The organism is Snuella sedimenti, assembly GCF_016428595.1.
Taxonomy (GTDB): domain Bacteria; phylum Bacteroidota; class Bacteroidia; order Flavobacteriales; family Flavobacteriaceae; genus Snuella; species Snuella sedimenti.
In genome coordinates, this window is record NZ_JAELVQ010000002.1 from 304,053 (window position 1) to 316,732 (window position 12,680).

13 protein-coding genes are annotated in these 12,680 nt (G+C 34.5%); 1 reads left to right on the forward strand and 12 read right to left on the reverse strand.

The features are described 5' to 3' along the window. Window positions 1–29 precede the first annotated feature (29 nt). From JF259_RS03095 to JF259_RS03105, 3 genes are all read right to left on the reverse strand, one after another. Window positions 30–581: a glutathione peroxidase gene (locus tag JF259_RS03095; RefSeq protein ID WP_199113228.1), complete on the reverse strand. Its 552-nt coding sequence runs from the start codon at window positions 579–581 to the stop codon at window positions 30–32. Between the two features lie 48 nt (window positions 582–629). Next, complete coding sequence (locus JF259_RS03100) at window positions 630–845, reverse strand: hypothetical protein (protein ID WP_199113230.1); 216 nt, start codon at window positions 843–845, stop codon at window positions 630–632. A gap of 256 nt (window positions 846–1,101) precedes the next feature. Next, window positions 1,102–1,758: an MIP/aquaporin family protein gene (locus JF259_RS03105; RefSeq protein WP_199113232.1), complete on the reverse strand. Its 657-nt coding sequence runs from the start codon at window positions 1,756–1,758 to the stop codon at window positions 1,102–1,104. Window positions 1,759–2,067: 309 nt separating this feature from the next. Between JF259_RS03105 and JF259_RS03110 the strand changes: the two genes are divergently transcribed. Beyond that, window positions 2,068–2,913 (forward strand): DUF2911 domain-containing protein, encoded by an 846-nt coding sequence (locus JF259_RS03110; RefSeq protein WP_199113234.1) that lies wholly within the window; start codon window positions 2,068–2,070, stop codon window positions 2,911–2,913. 64 nt (window positions 2,914–2,977) lie between these two features. Here JF259_RS03110 and JF259_RS03115 read toward each other — a convergent pair whose 3' ends face one another. The 9 genes from JF259_RS03115 to JF259_RS03155 form a co-directional block, all read right to left on the reverse strand. After that, window positions 2,978–3,178 carry a helix-turn-helix transcriptional regulator gene (locus JF259_RS03115; protein WP_199113236.1) on the reverse strand — a complete coding sequence of 67 codons (201 nt, stop codon included), beginning with the start codon at window positions 3,176–3,178 and terminating at the stop codon, window positions 2,978–2,980. Then, a complete protein-coding gene (locus JF259_RS03120) occupies window positions 3,168–3,593 on the reverse strand; it encodes a hypothetical protein (RefSeq protein ID WP_199113238.1) in 426 nt (141 codons plus the stop codon). Before JF259_RS03120 ends, JF259_RS03115 begins: the two co-directional genes overlap by 11 nt. A 259-nt stretch (window positions 3,594–3,852) precedes the next feature. After that, window positions 3,853–5,613: a sodium:solute symporter gene (locus JF259_RS03125; RefSeq protein WP_199113240.1), complete on the reverse strand. Its 1,761-nt coding sequence runs from the start codon at window positions 5,611–5,613 to the stop codon at window positions 3,853–3,855. A 116-nt stretch (window positions 5,614–5,729) separates the two neighbouring features. Further along, the gene (locus JF259_RS03130) at window positions 5,730–8,255 is read right to left on the reverse strand and encodes a PIG-L family deacetylase (protein ID WP_199113242.1); all 2,526 of its coding nucleotides are present in this window, start codon (window positions 8,253–8,255) and stop codon (window positions 5,730–5,732) included. 94 nt (window positions 8,256–8,349) lie between these two features. Continuing rightward, the gene (gene corA, locus JF259_RS03135) at window positions 8,350–9,417 is read right to left on the reverse strand and encodes a magnesium/cobalt transporter CorA (RefSeq protein WP_199113244.1); all 1,068 of its coding nucleotides are present in this window, start codon (window positions 9,415–9,417) and stop codon (window positions 8,350–8,352) included. 97 nt (window positions 9,418–9,514) lie between these two features. After that, window positions 9,515–10,054, reverse strand: coding sequence for a mechanosensitive ion channel domain-containing protein (locus tag JF259_RS03140; protein ID WP_394370574.1), 540 nt, complete (start codon window positions 10,052–10,054; stop codon window positions 9,515–9,517). 106 nt (window positions 10,055–10,160) lie between these two features. Continuing rightward, window positions 10,161–11,102 (reverse strand): septum formation inhibitor Maf, encoded by a 942-nt coding sequence (locus JF259_RS03145; RefSeq protein WP_199113249.1) that lies wholly within the window; start codon window positions 11,100–11,102, stop codon window positions 10,161–10,163. Between the two features lie 37 nt (window positions 11,103–11,139). Beyond that, window positions 11,140–11,742 (reverse strand): Maf-like protein, encoded by a 603-nt coding sequence (locus JF259_RS03150; protein ID WP_199113251.1) that lies wholly within the window; start codon window positions 11,740–11,742, stop codon window positions 11,140–11,142. Continuing rightward, window positions 11,742–12,659 carry a geranylgeranylglycerol-phosphate geranylgeranyltransferase gene (locus JF259_RS03155; RefSeq protein WP_199113253.1) on the reverse strand — a complete coding sequence of 306 codons (918 nt, stop codon included), beginning with the start codon at window positions 12,657–12,659 and terminating at the stop codon, window positions 11,742–11,744. The genes JF259_RS03150 and JF259_RS03155 overlap by 1 nt, the downstream gene beginning before the upstream one ends. Between the last annotated feature and the right edge of the window lie 21 nt (window positions 12,660–12,680).

Consider the following 12,680-nt stretch of genomic DNA (forward strand, 5'->3'; position numbering starts at 1 on the left):
AATCTCACTTTAAAGTGTAGTTTTATGGGTTATTTCAAGTGTTTGGTAATGTTGTCACTTAAAGGTGTGGTAGCTGAGAAAAAGTAATCTACAAGTTGTCCATCACTACTGATCAAATACTTTTGAAAGTTCCATTTTACTGTAGAACTAGATTTTCCATTTTTGGCTTTTTGCGTAAGCCATTGATATAGAGGATGCTGATTTTCGCCCTTTACGTCTATTTTTTCGGTCATTAAAAATGTAACGCCATAATTTTGTGAGCAGAAGGTTTGTATTTCTTCAGCAGATCCAGGCTCTTGATTACCAAATTGGTTACAGGGAACTCCAATAATCATTAATTTGTCTTGGTAAGTATCATAAAGCTTCTGTAATTCTTTATACTGACCGGTAAAACCACATTTAGAGGCTACATTTACAAACAGAATATATTTGCCTTTGAAAGCCGATAAATCAATTAGGTCCCCTGTTAAAGAATTGATTTTAATCTCGTAAATAGGCTCATTGGGTTCAGGAGACGCCTTTTTGGAAATTGGAGATGTAAATATGGATAAAACGATACATGGAAGCAAGAATAAATTCATAATGTTTTATAATCTAAAATTAAGTTCAGTTTTATTTATACCTCATCACTACGGTCTACCTTTTAGACGCTTTTCTATCTTTTGTTTAATAACCGTTAAGCGTTTCATTAAATCCATGATTTCAGGATCTTTATCTTTTTTGTAAATTTTGTTTAAACTTAAAATAAGCTCTTTAACTTCTCTAGAGGATTCAATACGTTCACTAGTGGTTTTAAATGTATGTTTGCGTTGTTCAAATGCTATTGCTTTGTCAATAATTGTCATAAATACCTTAAATAAGATTAAAAAATGGCTTATGTAAACACTTTAAAAGTGCTATCAAGCCACAATGTAATAAAATATATAAAAATAGACTGTTTTTTCAAGTTTGTTTTAAGTAAAAATTAATAGTCTGTTAGTTTTATTAACGTTTCTTTAATAGAAAACCAGGTAATTATGAGTTTGTTAAAATGGTTTTCTTTATTTTTTGTATCATAGAATGTTATAGCTATTAAAAGAGAGTTTTTAGGAACACGTTTTTTTAACAACAATTGTTATCCTTAACCAATTTACAGCTAGATACAGCTGTAAGCGCTCCTAGTATAGGTGCGCAAATATATAACCAAAGGTATTGAAAATTCCCGGTAAACAGGGCAGGCGCTATAGAGCGAATGGGGTTCATAGAGGCTTTGGTCATAGGCCCAGCAAACATGGCTTCCAAAAGAATAACACCGCCAACAGCAATTGCAGCCATTGTTCCAATTTCCTTACTACCGGTAGACACATTAATAATAACTACCATAAGAAAAAAGGTTAACAGAAATTCTAAAACAGCAGCTTTGTATGGGGGAAAGTCGCTAGCAGGGGTGGTTTCTCCTAAAAACTGGCTTTCAGGAAATAAAAATGATAAGAATAGACAAGCCGTAATGGCTCCAATTGCTTGCGATAGTACATATTTAGGAACCTGTTGCCATGAAAATTTTTTTGCAAAAGCAAAGCCAATAGATACAGCAGGGTTAAAATGTGCGCCAGAAATTTCTCCAAAGGCGTAGATCATTGACATAACAATAAGTCCCCAAGTAATAGCAACCCCAACATGGGAAATGCTGCCGCTGGTTATTTCATTTATGGTCATAGCGCCACAGCCACAAAATACCATTGCAAATGTACCTATCATTTCGGCGTAATACTTTTTCACACGTTTAAATTTTAGTAATTAATTGATTTTATTGTAATTATAAAAATTGAGAACGTATGCAATCGCTACGCTCTCACATTAAAAATTTAAGAACCATGTAACTCTGTCTACAGGCAGGCACTCGTTACAATTGTTCCTCCCATGGATTTAATTTTATCGCGTTTTAATTGTTTAATCCTATTCAAAACTTCACGGTTAATAAACACGGCAAATATACAATCTCTTAATTTAAGCTTTTGTTAACAATTTAGAAATTTAGGAATACGTATTTTTATATCAATTAAAAACATTAACTAATTCAGATCCAAGATGAAGAAATTATTATTAAGTGTAATGGCATTTGCTTTAATGTATTCGGTAAATGCTCAAATAGACACACCACCGCCTAGCCCATCAGCTAAAATAGAGCAAAAAGTAGGACTTACGGATGTTGTTCTGGAATACTCAAGACCTTCTATGCGAGGGCGTACTATTTTTGGGGATTTAGTACCGTATGATAAACTTTGGCGTACGGGAGCTAACAAAAATACAATGATTACCTTCAGTGATGAAGTGAAAATTGCAGGAAAGACGCTTAAAGCGGGTTCTTATGCCATTTTTACAAAACCAGGAAAAACATCATGGGACGTAATATTTTACAGTGATACCAATAACTGGGGAACACCCCAAGAATGGGACGATTCAAAAGTTGCGGTAAAGGCAACAGCCCAAATTTATGAGATGCCCATGAAAGTTGAGACGTTTACTATGACATTCGATGACTTAAGTAGCGGTTCAGCTGTTTTAGGTATGTTATGGGAAAATGTATATGTAGGAGTACCTTTTGAAGTGCCAACAGATAAAACTGTAACGGCCTCTATAAACAAGGTTATGAATGGCCCTTCTGCTAATGATTATTATGCTGCAGCGGTATATTATTCGCGAGAAGGTAAAGACATTAATCAAGCTAAAGAGTGGATAGATAAAGCCATGTCTATGATTGAAAAACCAGCCTTTTGGCACTTTAGGCAACAATCTCTAATTTATGCAAAAGCTGGAGATAAGAAGGCAGCAATAGCTACAGCTAAAAAATCCCTAGCAGGTGCTGAAGAAGCTGGTAATGCCGATTATATAAAAATGAACAAAGATTCCCTGAAAGAATGGGGCGCTTTGTAAAGATTCAATAGAAACATTATTTCAACCCCCGTTAAATTAAATATTTGGCGGGGGTTTTTGTTTATTAGTCTATGTCTTCCAAGAAAAAAATCTCCTCAACAGGCTTTTTAAAAAGCCTAGCTATTTTGAGGGATAGCACTGTAGAAGGCACATATTTATTCTTTTCCATAGCGTTAATGGTTTGCCTACTTACGCCTATTTTTTCGGCCAGATCGGCTTGGGTCATATCGTGAATAGCACGCTGTACTTTTATATTATTCTTCATGGCTTCTTAATTTAAGTTTCAAGAAGTTAAAACGTATAATGAAGAAAATTAACGGTGTAAACATATTATATATCATTACGCTAAAAAAATTGCCGTCATAAAAAAATACTATTGCAAATAAAAGTATGGTATAATTAAAAATAATTGCCCATACTAAGGAATCTTTCCGCAATTTATAAATAAATTCATCTTCAATTTTTTCTTTTGAAAATCCTAGAATAAGACCGCCTAAAATTATTAGTATTGAAATTACTTCATCAAGGAAATTGTATCCAAAATCTGTAATAAAATCAAAATCAAAGATTTCTTGATCCGAATCAGTGATTTGAAGTATTATACCAAAGATTATTCCTAGTATAAAAAGTATGCCCCCATACTTTTTATATTTGTATGGTAATAAAAAATTTGTTTTCATAAAAGTTCGTTTAAAATTGATAAATCAAATGTAAAATAATTTTTACTTATAGACAAGTAAAATTTACTTTAAGTAATAAGTATGTTACATTTTAGGTTAGTGGTTAATATTGTCAGAGGTTTTGATGAAAGTAAAGTAAGAGTGCTACTATTAGATCAATAATTAATTGAATCTTTTATTGCAGTCTTGAAAAGAGTATAGGCTGCTGGTTTGACTCTATTAAAGTTTAAGATTTATTCTTTGTATGCAATCTAATGGATCATAAAACAATATAGCCAAAGTAAGCTAGAATAAAAGTAATTAGTATTTGAATGATTTTGTCTCTGTTGCCTAAGGTTTTAAACGAAGCCAATAGGGATAAAGCAATGACAATGGCACAGCCTACAAAGTTTAACCATAAAAAAGGCAAGTTTATATAGTTGTATTCATTTAAGAAGAACAGGATAATTACGATAGCCTGTGTTATTAAGGCACTAACGAATACAGCGTTTGCTCGTACCGATTTAAAGAAAAAAGCAATTAAAAAGATGCCTAAAACATTCCCGTAAAAAATGGAGCCTATAATATTGACCAATTGAATAAGGTTTTCGGCTAAATTTGCAATACAGGCAACACCAATGGCAATGATACCCCAGCCAAATGTAAACCATTTTGAGGCACGGACCATTTCTGTTTCCGTTTTTTCACTGGTATTACGCTTGTATAAGTCTATGGTTGTGGTCGATCCTAAGGCATTCAATTCACTGGAGGTACTGGACATGGCTGCACTTAAAATAACGGCTAACAAAAGACCAATAAGACCACGCGGTAGGTTGTTTAATATAAAATGAATAAAGACATAATCTTTATCATTGCTTTCAACTTTTATTTGTTGTTTTTCAGCTGCTTTATCTATTAACGATCTCGCTTCATTTCTAATCTTATTTTGAGCTTCATTAGCTGCAGAAATTTGAACTTGGGTGTTTGCATCTTTCGAATTAGCAAATGACCTTATGAGGATCTGTTTCGTGTCGAAAAGTTTTTCTTGTTCTAACTCAAGGGCTTTGTAGTCCTCGGCAAATTCAGAATTTAAAATAAGTTCGGAAGCCGTAGGGTTAAAGTTAACAGGCGCCTTGTTAAATTGATAGAAGACAAATACCATGACCCCAACCAATAAAATGAAGAATTGCATTGGAACTTTTAGAAGTCCGTTAAAGATTAAACCTAATTGCATTTCTTTGACTGATTTACCCGATAAATAGCGTTGCACCTGACTTTGGTCTGTACCAAAATAGGAAAGCATTAAAAAGGTGCCGCCAATAATACCACTCCAGAATGTATAGCGATTGTTTAGATCGAACGAGAAATCCAAGATATTCATTTTGTCACTGGCTCCAGCAATGTGCAGTGCTTTGTTAAACGTTATATCTTGGGGCAACTTGCTAACAATAATAAAGAAAGCCACGAGCATCCCTATAAAAATAACAACCATTTGATGTTTTTGGGTTACGTTTACTGCTCTCGTGCCTCCTGATACTGTATATATAATTACCAATACACCTATAATGATGTTTAGGGTTAGCAAATCCCACCCTAATACTACCGATAAAATTATTGCAGGGGCAAATATGGTAATTCCAGCAGCCAATCCGCGTTGAATCAAGAATAAAATAGCAGCCAGAGTCCGTGTTTTTAGATCGAATCGATTTTCTAGGAATTCATAGGCGGTATATACTTTAAGCCGATGGTAAAGAGGAATAAATACCAAACAGATAATCACCATGGCAAAAGGGAGTCCAAAATAGAATTGAACAAAGCCCATGCCGTCATTAAAAGCTTGTCCTGGCGTTGACAAAAAAGTAATAGCACTGGCCTGTGTTGCCATAACGGACAGGCCAATAGTCCACCATTTGGACGTATTGCCTCCTTTTAAATAGTCCTGTACATTTTTACTGCCTCTGGTTTGCCATGTACCATAAATAACGATCACTAAAAGCGTTATAGTTAAGACGATCCAATCGATCCAATTCAAATTTTGCATGGCTTAAAAAGATTTCATGATAAGGTAAAAGATGATAAAATAAATGGCGTTGGCTATCAAAACGAAGGAATATAGTTTAAGCCATGTCTTTTTAGGAGGTTGTTTTTCGGTCATTTCTAATCGTTTAGTGTGGCCTTTAATTTTAAATCCTCTTTTCCAATGGAAAGCATGTTGGCAAATAAGCGATACGCACCAGAAACACCTTCTGGGAACTCCCTAAAAAAGCTTAATCCTGTATAGATATAGTAGCCACTTCCATATTTTGCAACAAGTAAACTTCCTTCTTTTGGTGACTCATTTTTATCGTTCATAGATAAAATGGGGGTAAAGGCATCATCCCATTCATCAGGAAAGTACAGTCCACGTTCTTGTGTCCAACCTTCAAAGTCTTGTTGTGTTATTTTATTTGGATAATTTAATAGTGGATGCTCTGGGTGTAGAAAGTGTACTTTAGCATGTTCGTTAGTAACACGATCTCTTGATAGTTTTAAATCGAATGGCGCCAGGTTATCTACTTTAAGACCTCGATTGGTATTGTATTGCACGATCATATTACCTCCTTGCGAAACATAATCAAATAATAATTCCTGTTTGAATTTAAGGGTTTCAACTGTGTTATAGGCGCGGATACCAACAACAATGGCATCGAATTTACGTAGTGCTTCTTGTGAGATGCTTTCAGGCGTAATAATTTCAACTTTATAGCCAATATGTTCTAAACTTTCGGGAACTACATCTCCGGCACCTTGGATATAGCCAATGTACTCGCCTTTCTTTTTGATGTTTAAACGCACTACCTTGCTTTCGCTAGGAAGTGAAATTGTTTGAAAAGGTATGTGCTGGTATGTAATTTCAATGAGTTCTTTGGAATACGTTTTCCCGTTTATTTTAACCAATGGGCTTATATAGCCTTCTTCTTTATTTTTTGGAGGTATTACGGTAAAATCAAAGGTTTGCTCTTCACCTTTAAGGTCCATACTTACAGTTTGAGATTTAGGAGACACACTCCAAGTATTAGGTGTGCAAAGCTCTACGCTACCCTGTAAATTATCACGACCCGCTTTAACCGTTACCGATATTTTTTTTGGAGTATCGGTTTCGAAGATGATTACTTTTTCCTTGATTTTGGCAGATACTTCAGGAATGACCTCAAACGGCCTGTACAGCTCTCCTTTATCGGGTTTTGAATAACGATGTATAACGGCTTTGGTAAAGGTAATGGGGGTATTGTTAATTTTTAAATTGAAGTTTACGGCTACATTTCTTGGTGTTTCTGGGAGTCCGATCAAATTCTTGTTTTCCACATTATACATACCCAAAGAGCCTTTTTTACTTAACCAATATGGCGTGCTATAGTTTTCTTTTGAAGAAATGTGATAGTCTTGTTTAAACTTTTCTGGATCGTTGCTTTGTAATGCAATATTTTTAGAAACATGATCACCATTGCCTAATGTTAGGCTTTCTAACGTAATAGATGTATTACTTCTGTTTAGAGCTTCAATATTTAAACTAACTGTTTCGTTACGAGTTGTCCAATTAGTGTTCGCCGATGCTTCTAAATACAGACCGGCGCACATCTCTATAATGGACTTAAGCTCTTTGGTTTTTAAATTTTTCCAGTGTTCGTCTTCAATATTTTGTAGTAGTTCGTAAGCTTCTAGCAGTTGTGGGATATGTTGTGAAGGATTTTTAAAATTAAATTCGTTTTCAATTTTATATAGAATGGCTCCAATGGCTTTTCCTCCCTTTATGCGCTTCCAGCTTGTATCAATACCAGAGAAGACATCTTTGTTGTTTTCTAAGGGAATACCTTTTAAATACTCTATGTATTCCTTTTGGGAACCACGTTGTGATAAGCGGCCAAAGCCTTGGCATAAGTGCTGACTGCTTGCCAGCGCTGCAATTTCGTTGTTGGAAACTCCTTTAAGCGGATAGAACACACCAACATCAAAACTTAACATGTTCTCTTTATTGGCTTTTTCAAATTCTTCTTGGCTACCATAAAACCACCAGCTAGTATTAAAAAATAGGCGTTTGGGCTGCCAGGTACTGGTCCTTTCCAATTGTTCCGTAAATTGCGAGTTATCATTAGCAATATCAAAGGCTTCCATACTTAGCATGGCAGATGCGGTATGGTGACCATGGGTGCTTCCTGGCGATCGGTGATCGAAGCGGTTAATGATAATGTCGGGTTTAAATTTGCGTATTGCTAATACCACATCGCTTAAAACTTCATTTTTATTCCAAATGGATAAGGTTTCGTCTGGATGCTTTGAATACCCAAAATCATTGGCTCTTGTAAAAAGCTGCTCTCCTCCATCAATGCGTCTGGCTGCAAGAAGCTCTTGCGTTCTAATAACCCCAAGTAGTTCTCTTATTTCTGGGCCAATGAGGTTTTGTCCTCCATCACCACGGGTTAAGGATAAATATCCTGTTCTTGCTTTTACCTGATTGGACATATACGAAATTAAGCGCGTATTTTCATCGTCTGGATGGGCCGCAACGTATAGAACGGAACCTAAAAAATTAATCTTTTGTAGAGATTCATATATTTTAGAAGCAGAGGGGCTTGTAGGTTTTTGTGCTTGCAAAAAGGATGCTGTAAACAGAAATACTAGTATAAAGCGTATATATCTTGGCATAATTACAGGATTGATTAGCTAAACACCAAATATATAAAAGTAAACCTGTGTTGTCTGGGGTTTTAATGTTTCTTTAACGTTAAACAAGCATAGCCTAAAGCCACTTTTTCCGTTTAAAAAACAAGAGCATAGCTATAAAGAGCACGACCATGACACCCCATAAAATAAAATAAGAGTATTTGTAATGTAGCTCCGGAATGTAATCGAAATTCATTCCATAGATACCTGCGATAAAGGTTAAAGGAATAAAGATGGAAGCCATAATGGTTAGTACTTTCATTACTTCATTCATTTTATTGCTAATGGATGTCATGTACATATCCATTAAACTCCATATCATTTCACGGTATATGTCAATGTTTTCTACTACTTGAATTAAATGATCGTAAATGTCCCTATAATAGGTGATTGTTTTTCTATTGATTAATGGGCTTTCGTGTTTTTCAATGCGGCTAATTACTTCACGAAGTGGAAAAATAGCGCGACGAACCTTAAGGATTTCCCGCTTTAAATCTTGAATATCTTTATTGAGATGATCACGAACATTACCAGAGAAAATATCAGTTTCAAAATCTTCAATTTTATCACTTAAAATCTCTATGATACTGAAATAATGGTCTACAACAGCATCCATTAATACATATAATAGATAATCTGCATTTTGCGTTCGTATTCTTCCTTGGGCTAGCCTTATTCTACCACGTACACTATCGAATACGTCGCCTTCGGCTTCTTGAAAAGTAAGCACATAGTTTTCACCCAAAATAAGGCTTACTTGTTCTGAAATTATATTTTCATTAGCATCATAGTACAACATTTTTACAACAACAAAGAGATAATCGTCATAAATATCTATTTTGGGGCGTTGCGAAATATTAGCAATATCTTCTAAAACTAATGGGTGGATATTAAAGTGTTTCCCAATTTTTTCAATTTGATTTACATGGTTTAAACCATTTAAGTTAATCCATGTAACGGTGTCCAATTGCCTAAAATCAAAACATTCTTCAACGTTTGAAAAATCTTTCTCAATGTAGTTATCGTTATCATAATTAAAAACCTCAATGAAGAGTTCGCGTGTTGATTTTTCTCCAGTATAAATAACGGTTCCTGGAATTTGACCTATTTTTTTCTGATATTTCTTGTTTCGTTTTTTTGCCATAAGCACATTCTATAAACCGATATTCAAGCCTGCCCTAGGCAGGATTTAAATACTTCGAGATTAGCCCGAGGTAGTTTAGTATAAATATAGAGAATATTTAAATAGTATCGATACCATCGTCTATGGCATCTTTTTTTATTAGTGTGATCGCTTTTTGGATCATTAAATTATTGGGATAGGTTACTAGGTTGCCATTGTCCAATCTTAAATGTACTTGAAAAGCCCTGATGTCTTCAATAATGGCCCGTATGGGAAAGTCCTTATCGTGAATTTCTATTTTGTCACCAACCTTATATGGGAAATTAAAAAACATGATAATGCCCGATGTAACATTGCTTAAAATTGACCATATGGCAAATAAACCAACACCTAAAACTGCAAAAACAGAAGAGAATATAAGCGCTAAATCTTTAAACTCTGCACCAAAAATATAATTTGTTTCAAAGAGAATAGCTATAAAGACTAAGGTTACATTTACATAACGACGAATGAGTCTGGTGCGAGCTTCGTTTATGCCACTACGCCTACCAAGCTTTGTAATAGTAAAATTTAATACATACCTTATTATAAGAAGTGAAACAAGTACGATTGTAGATATAATAAATTTGTCTTGGTAGGTTATAAAAAACGATTCCATGGTCATAAAAGTTTAAAGCAAATATACATTCAAAAAGAAAATAATGTACTTAATAACCAAATTTAAAATGGTTTTTAAAAAGCCTCGCGTGTTTGACCTGAGAGCGTTATTTTAAGCATAGCGCTTCCCTTAAAGTGCTATCTTTGTTGCTGTTTTTATTCCAGTAGGGCGATTTTATTGTTTTTAATTTGGTGGCTTTGGTAGTTAGTTGTTGGCTATTGGACCCAAAACCACTATTAAAGGTTTCTTCCCATTCTAATATTTCATGAGGGAAATTAGGATTGAATCGAATAACTAGTTCTCTGTTTAATTCTGGATAGGATAGGGTATAGTTATTTTTTGTTAGAACTGCCGTGGCACTATATGCTTTTATTGGAATATGGGACAATCTGGTGTACTCTAGGCTAGGAATAATAAATATGTCGCCCGTTGGTAATGATTTAGGGTTTATACGTAGCTGTGTCCATAATTCATTTTCTATAATTGCTTTTTCAAGTTTAAAATTTTTATCGGCTTCGCCTTCAAAATATGAATGGGATACAACATTGAACAACTCTCGATTATTTAGTTGTGTGTATACATGTCCGCACCACTCCTGCACCGAACTTGATACCTTCATTGCATGTTGGTCATTTGATACAGGGTAAAAGGTACTTTGCATTATGTAATAGGGATACATTCCTGTAGTGAACTTTTTGGTTGCATTTAATTTGAGAATGGAAATGCTATTAGAAGTTTTCTTTTCAGCTTTTACTTGAGAGCTCGGTAGAAAATCTTCAGTAACATAGATTAAAAAAGCATGTCCGTTTCTTATTTCGCCATAGCGTGCCTGTTCTAATTTATAAGAGCTTATTTCTGCATTTCCAGAATACCAGTAGTCTTTAAACGCTTGTGAAATCTCTTGGCTTTTAAGATTGTTTGTTGAAAGATCGGTCGTTTTCGTACGATGCGCTACAGTATTGCCTTTTCTATCTTCTTTACAAGAGAAAGGTAGGCTTATAATAAAGGAAATTACTAAGGCTGGAAGTATTTTATTAATCTTTTGCATAGTAACGAAAGGATTAGGTTCTATAAATTTACAAAATTTATAGGGAGGCTGTTACATCTGCTATCGTATTTAATGTTTTGTAAACAAGATGGGTAGGGAGTCCCATGACGTTAAAATAGGAACCTTCTATTTTTGTAACACCTATTTGTCCGATCCATTCTTGAATGCCATAAGCACCTGCTTTGTCAAATGGTTTATAGGTCTTTATGTAATATAAGATTTCTTCGTCGGTTAAGTCTTTAAATGTTACTTTGGTATTGCTGTGTAGTGTTTTTTCAAAACTCTTGGTCGTAAAGCATACCGATGTTATTACTTCGTGTGTTGCATTGCTCATTGATTTTATAATGTTGAACGCATCGGTTTCATTTTTTGGCTTTCCCAATGCTTTGTTATTGTGCCATACAATGGTATCGCTAGTAATTAAGATGTCGTTGGGCTGTAGTTCGGCTTTAAAAGGCAATGCTTTGAGTTGTGCTAAATAATTACTAATTTCAAAATGGGTTAAACGTGGCGGGTATTCTTCTTCTACAGGTTTTAATCGAACTTCAAAATCCAATCCCAATGTTTTAAAAAAATCCTGCCGCCTTGGAGATCCCGAGGCTAAAATAATATGGTGTTGTTTTAGTTTTTCGCTTAACATTAGGCTAATAAAATATATTTGTATAAAAGTAAAGAAAGCATTCCACAAACCATGACGAACTTAAGTGTGTTACTTATGTGATGATAGTCTTTTTGACTTTTTGCATTAAATATTTTTATGGTAGAGTATAGTAGGGGAGCTATAATGCCTATTAAAAAATACAATACAGCAATGGGGTTTTTATACAATGTGCTAATAGTGTAATATATCGTTCCAATTAAAGGAATAAAGCTTAAAACGAACAGAACGATGTTAGCTCGATCTCTACCAATTGCTATAGGTAATGTGTACATACCCGTTTTATGGTCGCCATTAACATCTTCTATGTCCTTGGCTATTTCACGGATTATATTGATGGTAAAAGCAAAAATAGCATAGTCCATTATGATTTTAAAGAAGATAAGTTGTGTGTCTTTATTTTGAGGTGTGGTACCTGGGAGTAGGTCAAATATACCAACCAAAATTAAGCTTAGTGCAATAAGTAGTGCTACCACTATATTCCCGATAATAAGAAGCTGTTTTAAATACGTAGCATAGAGATAAAGCAATAGGGAGGTTACAACAAATATGGAAAAGAAAGCATGTTTCTCTATTGAATAGGATAGATAAAATCCTAAACTAACACCTATAAGATTAAAGATTAGAAACAGGTTATAGCCTGCCTTTTCTGAAATAAGCTTACCTATAATCACCTTATTGGGTTTATTGATACTATCTGTTTCAACATCGTTAATGTCGTTAATAATATTACCGGCAGCTGCTATACAGAGCGTAGCAATAATTAAAAGACCAATACCAACACCGCTCAATGTTAAAGAGGCTCCAAATGGTTCTAGCAAAGCATACTTAATGAGTAATTGCACAAGGGCAATCATTAATAGGTTTTTCCAACGTATAAGGTTTAAAGTGCTAAGCATTTGGCTTCATGAATAACCTCT

What these genes read in the sequence shown, in the direction of transcription:
- JF259_RS03095 (WP_199113228.1), bottom strand. Translation starts at nt 581, where the DNA reads ATGAATTTATTCTTGCTTCCATGTATCGTTTTATCCATATTTACATCT.
- JF259_RS03100 (WP_199113230.1), bottom strand. Translation starts at nt 845, where the DNA reads ATGACAATTATTGACAAAGCAATAGCATTTGAACAACGCAAACATACA.
- JF259_RS03110 (WP_199113234.1), top strand. Translation starts at nt 2,068, where the DNA reads ATGAAGAAATTATTATTAAGTGTAATGGCATTTGCTTTAATGTATTCG.
- JF259_RS03115 (WP_199113236.1), bottom strand. Translation starts at nt 3,178, where the DNA reads ATGAAGAATAATATAAAAGTACAGCGTGCTATTCACGATATGACCCAA.
- JF259_RS03120 (WP_199113238.1), bottom strand. Translation starts at nt 3,593, where the DNA reads ATGAAAACAAATTTTTTATTACCATACAAATATAAAAAGTATGGGGGC.
- JF259_RS03125 (WP_199113240.1), bottom strand. Translation starts at nt 5,613, where the DNA reads ATGCAAAATTTGAATTGGATCGATTGGATCGTCTTAACTATAACGCTT.
- JF259_RS03130 (WP_199113242.1), bottom strand. Translation starts at nt 8,255, where the DNA reads ATGCCAAGATATATACGCTTTATACTAGTATTTCTGTTTACAGCATCC.
- corA (WP_199113244.1), bottom strand. Translation starts at nt 9,417, where the DNA reads ATGGCAAAAAAACGAAACAAGAAATATCAGAAAAAAATAGGTCAAATT.
- JF259_RS03140 (WP_394370574.1), bottom strand. Translation starts at nt 10,054, where the DNA reads ATGGAATCGTTTTTTATAACCTACCAAGACAAATTTATTATATCTACA.
- JF259_RS03145 (WP_199113249.1), bottom strand. Translation starts at nt 11,102, where the DNA reads ATGCAAAAGATTAATAAAATACTTCCAGCCTTAGTAATTTCCTTTATT.
- JF259_RS03150 (WP_199113251.1), bottom strand. Translation starts at nt 11,742, where the DNA reads ATGTTAAGCGAAAAACTAAAACAACACCATATTATTTTAGCCTCGGGA.
- JF259_RS03155 (WP_199113253.1), bottom strand. Translation starts at nt 12,659, where the DNA reads ATGCTTAGCACTTTAAACCTTATACGTTGGAAAAACCTATTAATGATT.